General features: G+C 71.8%; 24 protein-coding genes. 21 read left to right on the forward strand and 3 right to left on the reverse strand.

The window, feature by feature from the left end; translation table 11 throughout:
• Position 1 precedes the first annotated feature (1 nt).
• The 8 genes from ABZ899_RS25035 (at position 2) to ABZ899_RS25070 (ending at position 4,710) form a co-directional block, all read left to right on the forward strand.
• Entirely contained in the window at positions 2-256 is a 255-nt protein-coding gene (locus ABZ899_RS25035) for a MoaD/ThiS family protein (protein WP_361350127.1), read from the forward strand.
• A gap of 2 nt (positions 257-258) precedes the next feature.
• On the forward strand, positions 259-1,416 hold the full coding sequence (locus ABZ899_RS25040; protein ID WP_361350128.1) for a hypothetical protein: 1,158 nt from the start codon (positions 259-261) through the stop codon (positions 1,414-1,416).
• A 158-nt stretch (positions 1,417-1,574) separates the two neighbouring features.
• Entirely contained in the window at positions 1,575-2,306 is a 732-nt protein-coding gene (locus ABZ899_RS25045) for a DUF2993 domain-containing protein (RefSeq protein WP_361350129.1), read from the forward strand.
• Between the two features lie 238 nt (positions 2,307-2,544).
• Positions 2,545-2,625 (forward strand): Ms5788A family Cys-rich leader peptide, encoded by an 81-nt coding sequence (locus ABZ899_RS25050; RefSeq protein ID WP_350751515.1) that lies wholly within the window; start codon positions 2,545-2,547, stop codon positions 2,623-2,625.
• Positions 2,626-2,769: 144 nt separating this feature from the next.
• Positions 2,770-3,615 (forward strand): sulfurtransferase, encoded by an 846-nt coding sequence (locus ABZ899_RS25055; RefSeq protein WP_361350131.1) that lies wholly within the window; start codon positions 2,770-2,772, stop codon positions 3,613-3,615.
• Between the two features lie 58 nt (positions 3,616-3,673).
• Positions 3,674-3,961 (forward strand): DUF1416 domain-containing protein, encoded by a 288-nt coding sequence (locus tag ABZ899_RS25060; protein ID WP_004986406.1) that lies wholly within the window; start codon positions 3,674-3,676, stop codon positions 3,959-3,961.
• A 91-nt stretch (positions 3,962-4,052) separates the two neighbouring features.
• Complete coding sequence (locus ABZ899_RS25065; RefSeq protein WP_361350133.1) at positions 4,053-4,313, forward strand: DUF3099 domain-containing protein; 261 nt, start codon at positions 4,053-4,055, stop codon at positions 4,311-4,313.
• A gap of 10 nt (positions 4,314-4,323) precedes the next feature.
• Complete coding sequence (locus tag ABZ899_RS25070; protein WP_361350135.1) at positions 4,324-4,710, forward strand: VOC family protein; 387 nt, start codon at positions 4,324-4,326, stop codon at positions 4,708-4,710.
• On the opposite strand, the gene ABZ899_RS25075 is transcribed toward ABZ899_RS25070, so the two are convergent.
• Entirely contained in the window at positions 4,704-5,066 is a 363-nt protein-coding gene (locus tag ABZ899_RS25075; RefSeq protein WP_361350137.1) for a DsrE family protein, read from the reverse strand. The genes ABZ899_RS25070 and ABZ899_RS25075 overlap by 7 nt on opposite strands.
• A gap of 100 nt (positions 5,067-5,166) precedes the next feature.
• Between ABZ899_RS25075 and ABZ899_RS25080 the strand changes: the two genes are divergently transcribed.
• The 6 genes from ABZ899_RS25080 (at position 5,167) to ABZ899_RS25105 (ending at position 10,008) form a co-directional block, all read left to right on the forward strand.
• Complete coding sequence (locus tag ABZ899_RS25080; protein WP_361350139.1) at positions 5,167-5,988, forward strand: hypothetical protein; 822 nt, start codon at positions 5,167-5,169, stop codon at positions 5,986-5,988.
• On the forward strand, positions 5,985-6,833 hold the full coding sequence (locus ABZ899_RS25085; protein WP_361350141.1) for a hypothetical protein: 849 nt from the start codon (positions 5,985-5,987) through the stop codon (positions 6,831-6,833). Before ABZ899_RS25080 ends, ABZ899_RS25085 begins: the two co-directional genes overlap by 4 nt.
• Positions 6,830-7,750, forward strand: coding sequence for a hypothetical protein (locus ABZ899_RS25090; protein WP_361350143.1), 921 nt, complete (start codon positions 6,830-6,832; stop codon positions 7,748-7,750). The genes ABZ899_RS25085 and ABZ899_RS25090 overlap by 4 nt, the downstream gene beginning before the upstream one ends.
• A 239-nt stretch (positions 7,751-7,989) precedes the next feature.
• Positions 7,990-8,565 (forward strand): FABP family protein, encoded by a 576-nt coding sequence (locus ABZ899_RS25095; protein WP_361350145.1) that lies wholly within the window; start codon positions 7,990-7,992, stop codon positions 8,563-8,565.
• A 15-nt stretch (positions 8,566-8,580) separates the two neighbouring features.
• The gene (locus ABZ899_RS25100) at positions 8,581-9,033 is read left to right on the forward strand and encodes a transcriptional repressor (RefSeq protein ID WP_361350147.1); all 453 of its coding nucleotides are present in this window, start codon (positions 8,581-8,583) and stop codon (positions 9,031-9,033) included.
• Positions 9,034-9,042: 9 nt separating this feature from the next.
• Entirely contained in the window at positions 9,043-10,008 is a 966-nt protein-coding gene (locus ABZ899_RS25105; protein WP_361350149.1) for a folate-binding protein, read from the forward strand.
• Positions 10,009-10,018: 10 nt separating this feature from the next.
• Here the strand turns inward: ABZ899_RS25105 and dtd are convergent, their stop codons facing one another.
• Positions 10,019-10,444 (reverse strand): D-aminoacyl-tRNA deacylase, encoded by a 426-nt coding sequence (dtd, locus tag ABZ899_RS25110; protein WP_361350151.1) that lies wholly within the window; start codon positions 10,442-10,444, stop codon positions 10,019-10,021.
• 199 nt (positions 10,445-10,643) lie between these two features.
• Between dtd and ABZ899_RS25115 the strand changes: the two genes are divergently transcribed.
• From ABZ899_RS25115 to ABZ899_RS25125, 3 genes are all read left to right on the forward strand, one after another.
• Complete coding sequence (locus tag ABZ899_RS25115; RefSeq protein WP_361350152.1) at positions 10,644-11,267, forward strand: aerial mycelium formation protein; 624 nt, start codon at positions 10,644-10,646, stop codon at positions 11,265-11,267.
• Between the two features lie 87 nt (positions 11,268-11,354).
• Positions 11,355-12,620 carry a GNAT family N-acetyltransferase gene (locus ABZ899_RS25120; RefSeq protein ID WP_361350154.1) on the forward strand — a complete coding sequence of 422 codons (1,266 nt, stop codon included), beginning with the start codon at positions 11,355-11,357 and terminating at the stop codon, positions 12,618-12,620.
• Positions 12,621-13,051: 431 nt separating this feature from the next.
• Positions 13,052-13,894: a GntR family transcriptional regulator gene (locus ABZ899_RS25125; protein ID WP_361350156.1), complete on the forward strand. Its 843-nt coding sequence runs from the start codon at positions 13,052-13,054 to the stop codon at positions 13,892-13,894.
• 53 nt (positions 13,895-13,947) lie between these two features.
• Here the strand turns inward: ABZ899_RS25125 and ABZ899_RS25130 are convergent, their stop codons facing one another.
• Positions 13,948-14,136 carry a hypothetical protein gene (locus ABZ899_RS25130; protein ID WP_055624770.1) on the reverse strand — a complete coding sequence of 63 codons (189 nt, stop codon included), beginning with the start codon at positions 14,134-14,136 and terminating at the stop codon, positions 13,948-13,950.
• Between the two features lie 153 nt (positions 14,137-14,289).
• Here ABZ899_RS25130 and ABZ899_RS25135 point away from each other — a divergent pair, with 153 nt between their 5' ends.
• The 4 genes from ABZ899_RS25135 to ABZ899_RS25150 all read left to right on the forward strand — a co-directional run bounded on the left by ABZ899_RS25135 (position 14,290) and on the right by ABZ899_RS25150 (position 17,873).
• Entirely contained in the window at positions 14,290-15,168 is an 879-nt protein-coding gene (locus ABZ899_RS25135) for a winged helix-turn-helix domain-containing protein (RefSeq protein ID WP_361350158.1), read from the forward strand.
• A 29-nt stretch (positions 15,169-15,197) separates the two neighbouring features.
• A complete protein-coding gene (locus ABZ899_RS25140) occupies positions 15,198-15,926 on the forward strand; it encodes an HAD family hydrolase (RefSeq protein WP_361350160.1) in 729 nt (242 codons plus the stop codon).
• A 137-nt stretch (positions 15,927-16,063) separates the two neighbouring features.
• On the forward strand, positions 16,064-17,173 hold the full coding sequence (locus ABZ899_RS25145; protein WP_361350162.1) for a phosphotransferase: 1,110 nt from the start codon (positions 16,064-16,066) through the stop codon (positions 17,171-17,173).
• 52 nt (positions 17,174-17,225) lie between these two features.
• Complete coding sequence (locus ABZ899_RS25150) at positions 17,226-17,873, forward strand: TetR family transcriptional regulator (RefSeq protein ID WP_361350163.1); 648 nt, start codon at positions 17,226-17,228, stop codon at positions 17,871-17,873.
• Positions 17,874-17,880: the final 7 nt, after the last annotated feature.

Consider the following 17,880-nt stretch of genomic DNA (forward strand, 5'->3'; position numbering starts at 1 on the left):
GATGGCAAAGGTCACGGTGCGCTACTGGGCCGCCGCGAAGGCCGCGGCCGGGGTGGCGGAGGACGCGTTCGACGCGGCCACGCTCGCCGAGGCGCTGGATGCCGTACGCGAGCGACACCCCGGTGAGCTGGAGCGCGTCCTGCTGCGCTGCTCGTTCCTCGTCGACGGTGACCCCGTGGGCACCCGCGGGCATGAGACGGTACGGCTGGCCGACGGCGGCACGGTCGAGGTGCTCCCGCCGTTCGCAGGAGGGTGACGATGACCGACCAGCCGTATCAGGGATACGACGGGTACGACCCGTACCGGCAGCAGCAGCCGCCCCAGGGGTGGCCGCAGCAGCAGCCGTACGACGACCCGCAGGCGGCCCAGCAGTACACGCAGCAGTGGCAGGGGCAGACCTGGGAGACGCAGGTGCAGCCCCCGGTGCCCCCGGCCGCGGAGGAGACGGCGTACATGCCGTCGCAGGGAGCCGGCGCGGTCTACGGCGGTCACCAGGGCGGCGCTCCGGCCGCCGGGTACCAGCAGGGCGGCGCTCCGGCCGCCGGGTACCAGGACCCGGCCTGGGGCGACGCGGGCCGCACGCAGCCCCCCGCCCCCGCACCGGCGCCTCCCTCCGACGCCGCCGGACCCGGGTACGGGCCGGCGACCGTCGCGGGCAACGCCCGCATCACGGACGCGCAGCGGGCGCGGCTGGAGGGCCGCTCCCCGATCATCGAGCCGGGCGTGCAGCCGGCGGCGCTGACCGCCGTGCTCGGGCTGCTGCTCGCGGTGGCCGCGGCGATCGGGCCGTACGCCCTCGTGGTCCCGCTCGTCGCCCTGCAGGCGGTGACGGCCGCCGGCTGGTTCCGGCTGAACGGCATGTGGCCCGCCCGGCAGGGCATCGCGCTGGCCTTCGCGGGGGCGCTCACGGCGGACGTGGCGCTGCTCGCGTCCGGCCGCACCCCGGCGGCCATCCTCGGCACGCTGGGCGTCTGGGTGCTGCTGGCCCTCGTGCTCCAGCTCCGCTCGCACGCCGACCCGGACGAGCGGATGTACGGCCTGATGGCGACGGTGGCCTCGGCCGCCCTGGCGATCGTCGCGTCCGGGTACCTCGCCGCGCACGGCGAGGCGGTGACCGTCGGCGCCGTCGCCGTGACGGTCGCGGTCCTGGTACGGGCGCTGCCGCTGCCCACGCCGGCGTCCGTGACCGCCTCGCTGCTCGCCGCCGCGGGGGCCGGAGCCCTGGCCGGCGCGCTGACCGGCATGGGGGCCGCGGGCGCCCTGCTCGGCGCCGGTGCCGCGGTGTGCGCGCTGATCGGGCACCGGGTGGCGAGCTACGACTACCCCTCGCGCTTCGTCCACTTCACGGCGGGCGTCGCCCTGCCGCTGGCCGCCGCGGCCCCCGCGGTCTACCTGCTCGGGCGGGCCCTGGTCTGAGGCGCGGGGCCCGGGCCGCCGGACGCCGCGCCTGTCACAGGTGATCGACAATCCGGCGGTCCGGGCCCGCGGCGGGGTTAGTCTCACGGCGTGGACGGCCGCCCGGTCGTCGGGAACCGTCGTCGTGGACGACCGTCGAGCTGGGGGAAGACCGGACCATGCGAGCGCTGCGCATACTGCTCATCGTCGTGGTGATCCTGGGTGGCCTGTTCGTGCTGGCCGACCGGCTCGCCGTCGGGTTCGCCGAGGACGAGGCCGCCGGGAAGCTCCAGGCCACCGAGAACCTCGCGGCCACCCCGGACGTGTCCATCAAGGGCTTCCCGTTCCTCACCCAGGTCGCCGGCGGCACGCTGGACGACGTCGAGGTCGGCATCAAGGACTACGAGGCCACCGCCGACGGCGGGACCATCCGTATCGACGACCTCAAGGCGAACATGAAGGGCGTCGAGTTCTCCGGCGACTACAGCTCCGCCACGGCGGCCACCGCCACCGGCACGGCCACCGTCTCCTACGCCGAGCTGCTGAAGACCGCCAAGTCCGAGTCCACGCAGGTCGCGCCGGGGGTCACCGCCCGTGTCGTCGGCCTCTCCGACGGCGGCAACGGCAAGATCAAGGTCACCGTCGAGGCGACCGTCCTCGGCACCAAGCTGCCGCAGCCGGTCTCCGTCCTCAGCACGGTCACCGCCGAGGGCGGGACCGTGCGGGTGCACGCGGACAAGCTGCCGGCCCTCGGCGGCGCCGACATCGCCGAGAACCGGGTGCGGTCGATCACCGACTTCGAGCAGAAGATCGACGGCCTGCCCGGCGGCATCGAGCTCGAAAGCGTCCAGGCCGCGAAGGACGGGGTGGAGATCGCGGTGCGGGGTTCGAACGTCCGCCTCGCCGGGTAGGGCGGGTCTGGACGAAGCGGACGGCCCCCGCCGCACCCAGGGCGACCCCTGATGGACGGCCCGGTCCCAAGGGGCGAGACGCCCTCGTCCGCCCTTCCGTCGTGACCGTCGGTGCACGCGCCCGGAATCCCCTCCGGAGCGGGCTCGGCGGTCTTTTTATTTCACATCCCGGACAATCTTGTCTCAGCATGCGACACACCGGTGACACGCCCGCCTGTCCGTCCCTACGATCGAGGTCATGAAGCGACAGGCGGATCTCACAAAGCGGCGGGCAGTGGACCTGTGCCGCGTTGCCGCCATGCTCTGTCGCCCCTTCTGAGCGGACAGTCCGGCTCCTGCCGGTTCACCCCGTATCCCCGCAGCCCTGACCCGGGCACCCGTGCGCGCCCCGGCCGTCCGAGCCGGTCGCGAACCGCACGCCCGCACTGTGCACACCCCGCCGCAACTGCCCCGGAGGAGAAACATGAGCCGCAGCGACGTCCTGGTCGACGCCGACTGGCTGGAGCAGCACCTCGACGACGCGAACATCGCGATCGTGGAGGTGGACGAAGACACGTCCGCCTACGAGAAGAACCACATCAGGAACGCGATCCGCATCGACTGGACCAAGGACCTGCAGGACCCGGTCCGCCGCGACTTCGTCGACCAGGAGGGCTTCGAGAAGCTCCTGTCGGAGAAGGGCATCGCCAACGACACGTTGGTGATCCTCTACGGCGGCAACAACAACTGGTTCGCGTCCTACGCCTACTGGTACTTCAAGCTCTACGGCCACGAGAACGTCAGGCTTCTCGACGGCGGCCGCAAGAAGTGGGAGCTGGACGCCCGCGAGCTGGTCGCCGGCGACGACGTCCCCGAGCGCCCGGCCACCGACTACAAGGCCAAGCCGCAGAACACCGCGATCCGCGCCTTCCGCGACGACGTCGTGGAGGCCATCGGCTCGCAGAACCTGGTCGACGTCCGTTCGCCCGACGAGTTCTCCGGCAAGCTGCTGGCCCCGGCCCACCTGCCGCAGGAGCAGTCGCAGCGCCCGGGCCACATCCCGACGGCCGCCAACATCCCGTGGTCGAAGAACGCCAACGACGACGGCACCTTCAAGTCGGACGAGGAGCTCAGGGAGCTCTACACCGACGAGGACGTCGACCTGGCGAAGGACACCATCGCCTACTGCCGTATCGGTGAGCGCTCCGCGCTGACCTGGTTCGTGCTGCACGAGCTGCTCGGCGTGGAGAACGTCAAGAACTACGACGGCTCCTGGACCGAGTACGGCTCCCTGGTCGGTGTGCCGATCGAGCTCGGCCCCGCCAAGTAACCGCCTCAGCGACCCCGACCGGCCTTCCTTCCGGTCAGACCCCAACCAGGAGAAAGACATGTGTGGAGCGAAGGCCGGCGGCCCCGACGCCTCGACGATCAAGCCCGGTGAGACCACGATCCAGGGTCAGGTGACCCGCGACGGCGAGCCGGTGACGGGCTACGTCCGTCTGCTGGACTCGACCGGCGAGTTCACCGCCGAGGTCCCCACCTCCGCGACGGGCCAGTTCCGCTTCTACGCGGCCGAGGGCACCTGGACCGTCCGCGCGCTGGTGCCCGGCGGGACCGCCGACCGCACGGTCGTCGCCCAGCAGGGCGGCCTGGCCGAGGTCGCGATCGCGGTCTGAGGCGAGACGATCAGAAGGGCCGCGCCCCCGGTGCCACCGGGGGCGCGGCCCTTCGGCATGCGAGCCCGGCGAGCCGACCTACCCTGGACGTATGTACGTACGGCGGCGTCACCGGTACTTCGCCTTGATGGGGATCTGCGTCACGCTCTTTGTCCTGGCGTGGGCCGTCGTGCGCCTGTGGTCGATCCCCGTCGCGGTGGGCATGTGCGTGGTCGCCATGGTCATCCCGCCCGTGGCGGCGATGGTGGCGAACCGGCGCGGCCCGGACGACCGCTGGTGGGACGAGCCCTCCGGCGACCCGCAGTCCGACGAGTGGTGGGACGAGCTGGACGGCAAGAAGAAGCCGCAGTAGAACAGGCCACATGTCGCCCGCCAGGCTGTCCACCGTGGTGCTGGACGCACCCGACGCACACGAACTCGCCGCCTTCTACCGGCGGCTGCTGGGCCATGTGGTGCGCGCCGAGGAACCGAACTGGGTGCTGATCGGGCCGCCTCCCGGCTCCGAGGGCGTCGCGCTGGCCTTCGAGAACGAACCGGACTACGTACCTCCGGTCTGGCCGACGCGCCGACCGGGGGACCAGCAGATGATGCTCCACCTGGACGTCCAGGTGGACGACCTGGCCGCCGAGACCGCGCGGGCCGTGGCGGCGGGGGCGACCCTCGCCGGACACCAGCCGCAGGACGACGTCCGGGTGCTGTTCGATCCCGCGGGCCACCCGTTCTGCCTGTGGACGGAGGCCGGTCAGTAGACGAGGGCCTGCGTGCCGTCCGTCATCGCCTCCTGGACGAAGACCTGGGCGCCCGCGATGCGCACGCCCTCGATCACGTCCTTCTCCGTGATGTCCCGGCGGGCCGCGCACTGCGTGCACAGGGTGACCCGGCCGCCCGCCAGCAGCGCGTCCAGCAGATCGGGCAGCGGGGCCGCGTGCGGGAGTTCGAACTCGGCGGCCCGGCCCGGGAGGGCGAACCAGGCGGACTCGCCGGTCAGCCACAGGGAGACCTCGACGCCGCTGGCCACGGCCACCGCCGCGACCGTGAACGCCTGCGAGCAGCGTTCGGGAGCGTCGGCTCCCGCCGTCACCTTGATCACCAGCTTGTTCGCCATGACCGAATCGTAATCAACATCGCCACAACCTCGGCCGTGGGTCGTGGGTCTCCTGTGCGCCGCATGTGAAATGCGCACGTCACGCACTGTGGGAGACGTCGTGGAACTACCCGAAAGACCGGGCGAGCCCGAGGGCATGGCCCCACCCGGCACCGCACCCGTGCCCGAGACCGTCGAGCCGCAGGGCGCCGAGCCGGAGGCCGCCGCGGCGCCGGTCCGGGCGCGCCGCCGCGGACGGACGACGCTGCTGATCGCCGGGGCCGCCGTGCTCGGGCTCGTCGCCGGGACCTGCACCGGATACCTGGTGCAGGCCGACCGCGAGCCCACGAAGCTGCCGTCGCTGTCCCAGCCGACGCTGAAGCAGTCCAAGGGCGAGGCGCCCGAGCCGCTGTCCGCCTCGCGGGACCGCCGCGTACGCACCGACGGCGACCTGCGCAAGCTGCTGCTGAAGAAGCCGCGCGGGGCGAAGACCGCCGACTGGTCGTCGGCCGACGACGGCTGGATGGACCTGGCCTCCTACGCGGAGACCTTCGGGGATCCCAAGGACGCCTTCGGCGAGAACGTCGCCAACGAGTTCCGGCGCGCGGCCGTCGTCGCCTGGGAGCAGGGCGACACCGCGGTGGAGATCCGGCTCGTGCAGTTCCGGCAGGAGGAGTCGATGGCGGCGGCCGAGGCGGCGCGGGGCGCCCACTACTGGGCGGACATCGGCGACAACCACTCCTGGCCGATCCCCGGCACGGAGGACGGCATGGCCTACGCCTACACGAAGCCGGAGGCCGAGCCGGGCTACGTGCCGCAGTACGAGGCGAAGGCGTTCGCGTGGCGCGGCGACATCGAGATGGAGATCTTCGTGACCTCCCCCAGGACGGTCGGCAAGAAGACCCTTCTCGGGCTGGCCAAGCGGCAGTTGGAGCGGCTGTGAGCGAGGAACGCCCCGTGGACGAGAACAACGGCCCCGTCGCCGGGACCCCGGCCGAGACGGCCGTCGAGGAGCAGCCGCCCGCCCGGAAGCGGTGGCGCCGCGGCCGGATCGCCGCCGTGGCCGGAGCGGTCCTGGCCGTCGCCGCGCTCGTGGCCGGCACCGGCTACACCGTCGTCACCGTGCGCGACGCCGACCGCGATCCCGGGGCGCCGACGTGGAAGTTCCCCTCGGCCGCCGCCGACCGCCCCGCCAAGGCGCCGAAGTCCGGCGGTCTCGCCGGGATGCTCGTCCCGTACGGCACCGACAGCTGGGTCCGCGGTCCCGACATGGGGCAGTTCGGCTCGGACGCCCAGCTCACCGGCACCGAGGCGATGGCCCTGCGCAAGGAGGCGCTGCGCGACCTGCCGCGCTCCCAGCGCCGTGAGCTGGAGAAGCGGATGGACCGCATACGTCCGAAGGGCGTGGCGATGCGCAGCTACTTCAGCGAGTTCGCCAGCGGCCGCGCCGGAGGGTTCGTCTCGGACATCTACAGCGTGAACGTCGTGCTCAGCCGGATGGACAACCGCACGGCCGTGCGCGACATGGTCCGGACCCAGAACGGCCTGCTGAGCGCCCTCGACATCTTCCGCAAGGGCCCGGCGATCAAGGGGCACAAGGACGCCAAGTGCTTCCTGACGCCCAAGGACCTCACCGAGGGCACCGACGAGATGTCCTGCTTCGGATACGTCGGGGACGTGATGGTCACGGTCTCGGCGCAGGGCGCCCGCCCCCTGGACGCCAAGGCGGTCGCGAAGCTCATGAGCACCCAGCTCGACCGCATCGCCGAACCCGGGAAGGCCGTATGACCGAGCAGCAGCCCCAGGCCGTCGAGCCGGGCCCCGAGACGACGTCCGCGGGCGCCCTCGCGACGACGGAGGCACCGGCGCCCGCGCCGGAGCGGACCTCCGCCCCCGAGACCCCCGTCCCCGAGACCCCCGTCCCCGAGACCCCGGCCCCCGCGAAGGACCGCCGGGTCCTGCGGGCCGTCCTGCGCTGGACCGCCGCCGTGGCCGTCTTCGCGGCCGTCGGGGCCGGGACGGCGTACGGGATCGCCGGGATGGAACGCACCGACGTGCCCGGCCTCGCCACCGAGTCGGACGGCCGGTGGGACTACCCCACGCTGACCCGGCCGCCCCTGCCGAAGGGCAGTCCGCGGCCCTTCGCCGAGGAGAACGCCGCCGAGGCGCACCACGCCGACCCGCGCGCGCTCCTGCTGCCCGCGCCCGCCGGTGCCGTCGACGACCGCGCCCTGCGCGGCGAGGACGGCTGGCTGCCGACCGAGGACTTCCTGAAGGAGTTCGCCGACGACGACGAGCGCGCCGATCTGCGGCAGATGCTCAAGGACGACGGCCTGCGGCACACAGCGGCCCGCGGCTGGACCACCGAGGACGGCACCCGCACCCGGATCTACCTGCTCCACTTCGACACCTCGGTCATCGTGGACGACCTGGCCGCCCGCATGGCGCCCTTCGGCGCCCCCGGCTACCGGCTGCGCGGCACCGAGACGTCCGTCGCCGACGAGGGCTTCGCCGACCTGTCCTGGCCGGGCGACTTCTCGCGCTGGGCGTACACCGAGTCCAAGCCGTACGGCGCCGAACAGGTCCGCCAGGCGTACCTGGCCGCCGGTGACGTCCTCGCCGTGATCGTGCAGTCACGCAAGGGCGCCGCCGCGTCCGTACCGTTCCGCCAGACGGTGACCCTGCAGGGCCAGCTGCTCGGCTGACCCCGCGAGGGCGCACCTCGCACGAAGGGCCGGTCCCGGGCCGACTAAGCTGGGGACCGGCCCTTGTACGTTCGCTCAACCTCCGCTCAATCGAGGAGCACCCCGTGGAGATCTTCTTCGAAGCCCTGCTCGTCCTGGTCTGCGTCGGCGTCCTCGCCTTCGCCGGCCTGACCGTGAAGAAGCTGTACCAGGGCCAGCGCTGACCCCCATCCCACACGTACGAGACGTCTGAGCTGCTCATGATCGAGATCCCGTCCGACCTCCACAAGGACCTCGTGCCCCTCGCCTTCCTGCTCGGCAACTGGGCCGGCGCGGGCGTGCACGACTTCCCCGGTTCCGAGAAGTGCAACTTCGGTCAGGAGGTCTCGTTCACGCACGACGGCCGGGACTTCCTGGAGTACGAGTCCCACACCTGGGTGCTCGACAACGAGGGCAACAAGGTGCGCCCGCTGGAGTCCGAGCACGGCTACTGGCGCATCGACGCCGACCGCAAGGTCGAGGTGACCATGGTCCGCGACGACGGCGTGGTCGAGATCTGGTACGGCGAGATGGCCGACAAGAAGCCCCAGATCGACCTGGTGACCGACGCGGTGGCCCGCACCGCCGCCTCCGGCCCGTACTCCGGCGGCAAGCGCCTGTACGGCTACGTCAAGAGCGACCTGATGTGGGTCGGCGAGAAGCAGACCCCCGAGGTCGAGCTGCGCCCCTACATGTCGGCGCACCTGAAGAAGGTCGTCACCCCGGAGGAGGTCGAGCGCTGGGCCAAGGCCCTGCCCGACGACATGCCGGACGACGGCATCGCCTTCTTCAAGTAGTTCTAGACTTCCCATGTGGTGAGCACCGACTGGAAGAGCGACCTCAGGCAGCGCGGCTACCGGCTGACGCCGCAGCGCCAGCTTGTCCTCGAGGCCGTGGACACCCTGGAGCACGCGACCCCCGACGCCATCCTCGTGGAAGTGAGGAAGACGGCGTCGGGGGTCAACATTTCCACGGTCTACCGCACTCTGGAGCTGCTGGAGGAGCTGGGCCTGGTCAGCCACGCCCACCTCGGGCACGGTGCGCCCACCTACCACCTGGCCGACCGCCACCACCACATCCACCTGGTCTGCCGGGACTGCGACAACGTCATCGAGGCCGATGTGTCGGTGGCCGCCGAGTTCACCGCGAAGCTGCGCCGCGACTTCGGCTTCGAGACCGACATGAAGCATTTCGCGATCTTCGGGCGGTGCAGGGACTGTGCGGCCCGGGGTGCGACCGGGAAGACTTCAACTACCGGGTCGTAGGCTGGAGCCATGAAGAGCCCCCTGCTGACCCTGCCCGGCGCCGTGCCCGCCGAGGGCGTGGACGAAGGCGTCGCCGCGCACTACGGCGACCTGTTCCGCGAGCAGCGCGCCCTCGCCGACGGCACCGGCTTCGTCGACCTCTCCCACCGCGGTGTCGTGACCGTCTCCGGCGAGGACCGGCTGACCTGGCTGCACCTGCTGCTCACCCAGCACGTCACCGACCTGTCGGTCGGCGAGGCCACCGAGGCGCTGATCCTCTCCGCGCACGGCCACATCGAGCACGCCCTGTACCTGGTCGACGACGGCACGACGACCTGGGCGCACGTCGAGCCCGGCACCCAGGACGCGCTGATCGGGTACCTGGAGTCGATGAAGTTCTTCTACCGGGTGGAAGTCGCCGACCGCACCGGTGAGTTCGCCGTGGTGCACCTGCCCGCCGGGTCGATCACCGAGGTCCCCGAGGGTGTCGTCGTCCGCGAGACGGCGTACGGCCGCGACCTGTTCCTGCCCCGCGCGGACCTGGAGGCGTACGCCGGGCAGGCCGGCCCGCCCGCCGGGCTCCTCGCCCACGAGGCGCTGCGCGTCGAGAGCCACCGCCCCCGCCTCGGCTTCGAGACCGACCACCGCACCATCCCGCACGAGCTGGGCTGGATCGGCACGGCCGTGCATCTGCAGAAGGGCTGCTACCGGGGGCAGGAGACGGTCGCCCGGGTCCAGAACCTCGGCAAGCCGCCCCGCCGCCTGGTCTTCCTGCACCTGGACGGCAGCGAGGTGCACCTGCCCGCCGCCGGCACCGAGATCCGCCTCGCGGACGAGGAGCCCGACGGCCGCAAGATCGGTTTCATCACGACGTCGGCCCGCCACCACGAACTGGGCCCGGTCGCCCTGGCCCTGGTCAAGCGCAACGTCCCGGTGGACGCCCGGCTGATCGCGGGCGACACGGCGGCCGCCCAGGAAGTGGTCGTCGAGCCCTGACCGGCATCCCCTAGATCTCGATCAGCACGGTGAACGGGCCGTCGTTCGTCAGGGACACCCGCATCCTGGCGCCGAACCGGCCCGTCGCCACCGTCGCGCCCAGGGCGCGGAGCTGGGCGACGACCTCGTCGACGAGCGGCTCGGCCACCTCGCCGGGGGCGGCGGCGTTCCAGGTGGGGCGGCGGCCCTTGCGGGCGTCGCCGTAGAGGGTGAACTGGCTGACGACGAGCAGCGGGGCGTCGAGGTCGCTGCACGACTTCTCGTCGTCCAGCATCCGGATCGACCAGAGCTTGCGGGCGAGCTGCGCCGCCTTCTCCTTGGTGTCCTCGTGCGTGACGCCGACGAGGACGCACAGCCCCTCGCCGGTGATCTCGCCGACCGTCTCGCCGTCCACGACGACGCTCGCGCCGTCCACTCTCTGCACCACAGCTCGCATACGGCCATCATGCCGTGCGTCCGGGGGCGGTCCGGCACCGCCCGATGAGGGCGGCGGCTGTCCCCGAAGACCCCTTCGGGTGCTTCTTTTTGAACAGGTGACCCTCCATCTGGGGCCGTTCGGGGGCTCTCGGTCACGTAGGGGCCGGTCGGGATGGCACGATGCTCCCACACGCGGGTCGAGGGGACGGTTGAGGCATATGAGCACACCGAGTACCGGGCCGCTGCCCGGGGCTGTCGTGCTGGCCCACGCGGGCCGGCCGGACGGTCTGCGACCGCCCACGCAGCGCACTGCCGAGGATCCGGGCCCGGGCCCGCACGCACCGCTGCCCCCGGAGCCGCCCGAGCAGGACCTGACCGTTCTCAGCCTGCCCGAACTGCGCACCCTGCGCCGGGACGCGCAGAGCGACGAGGCCGATCTGAGCTATGTGCGGCGCCTTTTGCAGGGCCGCATCGACATCCTGCGGGCGGAGCTGGCGCGGCGGTCCCCGGCGGGAGCCGCCGCCGTCGTGGACCGCCTGCCGGAGATCCTCACCGACGCCCCCGCACGCCACCGCTCCTCGGCCCGCCACGTGACGCTGGGGACCCCGCAGAGCGAGGAGTCCCGGCGGCTGGCGTCGGAGATGCTGGCCGAGGTCGAGCTCTCCGACCTCCAGGCCCGCACCGACGCCGAACTGCACGCCGCGATGGGCCGCCTCGTCCGCTACGAGCAGCAGGTCTCCCGCCGCCGCCAGCGCCTGCAGCGCACGGCCGACGAGTGCGGTGCGGAGATCACCCGGCGCTACCGCGACGGCGAGGCCCAGGTGGACGACCTGCTGAGCTGACGACGGGGCGGACGTCGTAGGGACGGGAGCGCGAGAGCGCGAATAAATTTTCGAGACACGTTCCGCGCTCCCGCCTACCGTGGCCCCATGAGCCGTTCCGCATCCCCCGTCGACATCGACATCCGTCCCCTGACCGCCGGCGAGGTCCCGGAGTGGAGCCGGGCCCTGAAGACCGGGTTCCTGCGGTCGCCCGGCGTCACCGAGGCGGAGGTCGCGGACCGGGAGTCGTACATCGACCCGGCCCGCACGCTCGGTGCCTTCGACGACGGCCGCTGTGTGGCCACCTTCCGGTCGTTCGCGCAGGAGGTCACCGCGGTCGGCGGTGCCGCGGTCCCCGCGGACGCCGTCACCAACGTCACCGTCAGTCCCACCCACCGCCGCCGCGGCCTGCTCACCGGCATGATGGCCCACGACCTGACGGCGGCCCGGGAGCGCGGCGACGTCGTCGCGACGCTGATCGCCGCCGAGTACCCGATCTACGGCCGCTACGGCTTCGGGCCCGCCGCGTGGACGGCCGAGTGGACCATCGACGTGCCGCGCGCCGGTATCGACCCCCGGTGGTCGGGGCCGGAGGACGGCGGCCGTATCGAGCTCGTGGACGGAGGCGACGTCCGCAAGGTGGGCCCCGAGCTGTTCGAGCGGGTGCGCCGCGCGCAGCCGGGTGCCGTCGACCGCGACGAGCGGTGGTGGCAGGTGAGCACCGGCGGGCTGCGTCCGGAGGGGTCCCCGTGGACCGAGCCCTTCTTCGCCGTGTACCGCTCGGCGGACGGCACGGTCGACGGACTGGTGTCGTACAAGGCGGACGACCACTGGGGCGACGGCAAGCAGCCCCTCAACACGGCGACCGTGAACTGGTTGATCGCGGCGACCCCGCGGGCCGAGCGCTCCCTGTGGCTCTACCTGTGCTCCATCGACTGGATCACCACGGTGAAGAGCGGCTGGCGGGCCCCGGACGACCTGCTGCCGCTGTACCTGCCCGATCCGCGAGCCGCCCGTGTCACGACGCTGGCGGACTGGCTGTGGGTGCGGATCCTGGACGTCGAGCGGGCCCTGGAGGCGCGCACCTACGCCGGGCGGGGCGCGCTGGTGCTGGAGGTCGTCGACGGCTCCGGGCTGTCGGGCGGGCGGTTCCGGCTGGAGGCGGCCGCGGACGGCGCGTCCTGCGCGCCGACCACGGCCACCGCGGACCTGACCCTCGACATCGCCGACCTGAGCCGGCTGTGGCTCGGCGACGAGTCCGTCGTACGGCTCGCCGCGCTGGGGCGGGTGCGGGAAGAGCGAGCGGGCGCCGCCCTGACGGCCGACGCCCTGCTGCGTACGTCCAGGCGTCCTTGGTGCCCGGACATGTTCTGAACCTCCTTGCGACGAGGTGACGGGTCCGCTCATCCGTAGCGAGCTGTTCAGTTGTGCCGGCGGGCGCTGTGCGCCCTTCTTCAGTTGTGGCTGTGCGTCCGTATGCGGTTGTGGCTGTGCTGTCGGTGTGCGGTTGTCGATGTGAAGTTGTGGCGGTGCGCCGGCCGTCCGGGCTCCCGGCTCCCCTCCGGAAGGGAGCCCGGTCGGCTGAACCTGCGGCGACTCGTGGCCAACTCCTTGAAGCTTGACCATGTCGTTGAAGTTGGCGACCAACTTCACTGTAGTTATGACCGTCTCGACGCGTCCTATAACCACCATCCGGTGAACTGCCCAAAGATGGCGGGAAGTTGTAATGTTCGGTCGTGGAGCCGAAACACGCCTCCGCCACTGGGCGGAAGAGGTCGCAGCGGCCACAGACATCACACCGAGAGGTGGCCGCCGCGCTGCGCGCCCGGATCACCTCGGGCGAACTGCGGCCCGGCCAGCGCATGCCCACCCAGGCCAAGCTGGCCGACGAGTTCGGCGTCGAGCGCGGAGCCGTACGGCAGGCCCTGCGCATCCTGCAGTCCGAGCACCTGCTCACCAACGCCTCCAAGGGCGCCCCGGCCACCGTCGCCCCCGAGCCGGGCAGGGCCGCCACCGGCCCCGGAGCCGTCCCGCAGCCCACGATGGTGACCCTCGGCCCGCGCGTCGCGGCCGCCTTCGCCGCCCCGCACGTCGAGATCGACGCGCTGTGCCTCACCTCGGTCTCCCTCACCCTCGCCATCGGCGAACCGCTCCGCCAGATCCACGCGGGCCGTATGAAACCGGCCAAGGTCGTCGTGCGGGTGCTGCTGCCCAGCCGGGACATCCCGCTCGCCTTCCCGACGCCGGTGGACGACGCGTCCGACGACCTCGACGTCCAGCTGCGCCGGCGCTGGCTCGACCAGCGCAACGCCCAGGGCCAGGTGCTCCGGCACAACCTGCTGGCGCTGCGCTCCACGCACGACGTCGACGTCCAGGTCACCTTCCGCGCGCTGCCGTTCACCCCGCCGGTGAAGCTGTACCTGCTCAACGGCACGGAGGCCCTGTTCGCCTACTACACGCTGACCCGCAGCGAGGTGGAGATCGGGCAGCGGCACCTGGAGATGTACGACGCCCCGGGCATCCAGTCGACGCTGTTCGCCTTCGAGCAGGGGGCCGGGCTGCGGGACACGACGTTCGTGGAGCAGTCGCACGTGTGGTTCAACGCACTGTGGGAGACGATCAGTTCGGAGCTGACGCTCACGACCTGACGGTCTCCCACGGCGTTCGATCTGCGCTTTCGCCGGTCCCTCGCGCGCTTGACTCACAGGGCGGGGCCCGAGAAGAGGACGGCGAGGACGGCGGCACCGATGGAGCTGACGGCCGGGTTCCTGGCCTTGATGCCTATGGTGAGGAGCAGCAGGCCGATGAGGCCCGTGGCGCCGTACTTCCACTGGAGGAGCTGCTCGACGCCGACGACGAAGACGGCGGAGAGGAGTGCGAGGACGGGCATCGGTGTTTCCCCCTTCGATCTTCCGGGGATGGAAGGATTACTTCCGCCAACTCAACCAACTTGGTGCCAACTCTGAATAGGTTGTCCCCACTTGGTCCCTACTTTGAAACGAGCTACATACAACTGCCGCCAGATGGGCACAAGTTGTAGCGTTTGGTCGTGACTCAGGAGAACGTGGCCGTGAACGGCAGCAGGAGACTCTCGCCGCAGGAGATCGCCGACATCCTGCGGGAACGCATCCGCGTCGGAGAACTCAAGGCCGGCGACCGCCTGCCCACCCAGGCCGAGCTCGCCGAGGAGTTCGGCGTCGAACGCGGCACCGTACGCCAGGCCCTGCGCGCCCTCCAGGAGGACGGTCTCCTCACCAACGTCAGCAAGGGCAGCCCGCCGCGGATCGCCCTGCCGTCACCCACGCGGGGCGCGCCGCAGCCGACGATGGTCGGCCTCGCCCCCCGGCTGACGGAGGCGTTCTCCGCGCCCCACGTGCGCGTGGACGTCGTCTGCCACACCTCCGAGACACTGATGCTCGCCCTCGGTGAACCGCTCCGCCTGATCCACGAGGGCTCGATACGCCCCGAGTCCGTCGACGTCCGCGTCCTCCTGCCGTCCCGCACCATCCACCTCGCCTTCCCGGTCTCCGTGGCCGGCGGAGAGGACGACGACCCCGTGCACAAGCGGTGGCTGGAGATGCGCAACGCCCAGGCGCGCGTGCTGCGGCACAACCTCCAGGCCCTGCGCTCCACCGTCGGCGTCGAGGCCCGGGTCACCTTCCGGGCGCTGCCGTTCACCCCGCCGGTGAAGCTGTATCTCCTCAACGGGCATGAGGCGCTGATCGGCTACTACGTCCTCACGGAACGGCAGGAGGAGTACGAGAGCCGGACCCTGGAGATGTACGACGCCCTCGGCTCGACGTCCCTGCTCTTCTCCTTCGTGGAGCAGGCGGGACAGCGGGACGCCGCGTTCGTGCAGGAATCGCAGAAGTGGTTCGACGCCCTCTGGGAAACCATCACGACTGACCTGACACTCTCCTAGTGACTCCTGATACGACGCACTCAGAAGCGGTGGCGGCACACCGGGACGGCGGGACCGACGGCCTGGCGGCCCTGGTCGCGCGCGCACGTGTGGTGGTGTGGGACTTCGACGGCCCGATCTGCCGGCTCTTCGCCGGGCACAAGGCGGAAGGAATCGCGCGGGACCTGGTGCGATGGCTGGAGGACCGCGGACTGCACAGCCTGCTGGACGAGGCCGAACGGGAGTCCCTCGACCCGCACGTCGTCCTGCGCGCCGTGAACCGCCGCCACCCGGGCAGCGACCTGGTCGCCGAGCTGGAGGAGCGCCTCACCCAGGAGGAACTGCGCGCCGCCGCCTCGGCGATGCCCACCGCTTACGCGGACATACTGATCCACACCTGGGCGGAGGTCGGCGCCCGCCTGGCCGTCGCGACGAACAACTCCCCCCGCGCCGTCCGCGCCTACCTCACCGGCCGCCGCCTCCTGCACCGCTTCCAGCCCCACATATACGGCCGCACCCAGGACCTCCAGTACCTCAAACCCCACCCGCACTACCTGAACCGCGCCCTGAGCGCGATGGGGGCGGCCCCCGGCAGTGCCCTGTTCATCGGCGACACGCCCACCGACTGGCAGGCCGCCGCGGAAGCGGGGGTGCCGTTCCTGGGCTACGCGCGCGACGAGGACAAGGAGAAGCGACTGCGCCGGGCGGGGGTCGACCACGTCGTCACGGACCTGCACGAGGTGCTGCGGGCGGTGCGGGCCGTCGGGTCGCCGGGGTAGCCGAGGGGGGGAACCGTCCCCCCTTCTGAGAGGTTCTCCCTGAACTCGCCCGTCACTTCTGGCACGATGCCCCCTCACAGGGGGGATGCCGTGCCATTCCCGCCACCGGTGCGGGGTCAGTCGAGAGAGCGTGTGCCATGTCAGCCCAGCGGGTGTCCCAGACACGGGAGCAGGCCGTCGAGTTGAGCGGCGGTGACGCGAGGGCGGTCGAGGGTCCGCTCAAGGGCTACCACCACGAGACGTATGTGATCTCCCTGCCCGGCGCCGCCGGTGACGGCGAGGACGACGAGGAGGCCGAACCAGGCCGGGTCAAGTGCCGGGCCCCGCGTGAGCGGCTGCTGTGGTTCGACCGGCGGTGCTTCCTCTCGGAGGAGCAGTTGCTGGAGACGCTGCAGGGACGTATCTCCCGGATTCCGGGCCTCGTCGACGTGGGGGGCATCCCGCTCCAGAGGTTCATCGAGGGGCGCACGCTCGGGTCCGTGCACGGTCCCGGCCGGCCGGTCCCGGACCGCGTACTCGACCAGATCCTCGACCTCTTCGGGGAGTTGACGGCCGTCGCCCCCGCCACGGTGCGGGCCGGACGCCGCTGCTCGGGCGAGGACCGGGCCGAGGACCGGGACTCCGCCGGGTTCCTGGACGGGCTGATCCGGTTCGCGGAGGAGCGGGTGTACCAGGCCAACCGGGACGCCTTCGAGGGCCTCTTCGCCGCGCTCGGGGTGGACGACGACTCGTTCCGGTCCCTGCGCAAGCACGTCCTCGTCCCCGGTCTGACGCGACGGCCCTTCACCCTCCTCCACGCCGACCTGCACCGGGAGAACTTCGTCCTCGACCCCGACGGCCGGCTGTGGACCATCGACTGGGAACTGGCCATGCTGGGCGACCCGCTGTACGACCTCGCCACGCATCTGCACCTCATGCGCTACCCGGCCGAGCAGGAGACCCGGGTGGTCGAGCGCTGGCGCGCGGTCGCGGAACGGTCCGCACCCGGCAGCACCGAGGGCTGGCGGGAGGACCTGCCACGGCTGCGGGACTTCAAGCGGGCGCAGAGCGTCTTCACCGACGTGATCCGGGCGACCCAGGTCCTCGGCGGGGGCGGATCGTTCCACTGGCGGCGCTGGCTCGGCGAGTCGGTGAAGGTCCGGCGCGTGCTGGAAAGGGCCGCCGTCCCGCTGGGCCTGGACGAGGTGCCGACCCTGCCGGCCGTGGCCCGCTCGCTGCGCGACTGGCACCGCCGGCACGGCGGCTGACGCCCGCTGGACGGCTGCGGCCCGCGCGCACCCGGCGCGTAGGCTCGCGTCCATGAGCGACGACGGCACCCCCGCCCCCGGCCTGCGGGAACGCAAGAAGCGGCGGATGTACGAGACCGTGTCCGAGACGGCCATCCGGCTCTTCCTGGAGAAGGGCTTCGACGCCGTGTCCGTCGCCGAGGTGGCCGCCGCCGCCGAGATCTCCAAGCCGACCCTCTTCCGGTACTTCCCGGCCAAGGAGGACCTCGTGCTGCACCGGATCGCCGATCACGAGGAGGAGGCGGCGCGCGTCGTGGCCGCGGCGGAGGGGCCGCCCGTCGAGGCGCTGCGGCGGGACTTCCTCGACGCGATCGAGCGTGGGGACCCCATCACCGGGCTCAGCGACCACCCGCAGGTGCTCGCCTTCCACTCGCTCGTCTACGGCACACCGGCCCTCGTCGCCCGGATGTACGCCTACCTGGAGCGCTCCGAGGCCGCGCTCGCCGAGGCGCTGGGCGGAGGGCTGGAGGCACGGCTCGCGGCCGGGCAGATCGTGGCCGTACGGCGGATCCTCGCGGAGGAGAACTGGCGTCGGATCAAGGCCGGGGAACCGCTGGCGGAGGTCAGGAGGGACGCCATCGCGGCGGCTGAGCGGGCGTTCGGACGGCTGGCGGCCGGATTGCCGGAGCTGACCGAGTCGAGGGTGACTGAGTCACGGTAAATAATGT

The organism is Streptomyces sp. NPDC046859 (genome assembly GCF_040645135.1).
In the GTDB taxonomy this organism is placed as follows: domain Bacteria; phylum Actinomycetota; class Actinomycetes; order Streptomycetales; family Streptomycetaceae; genus Streptomyces.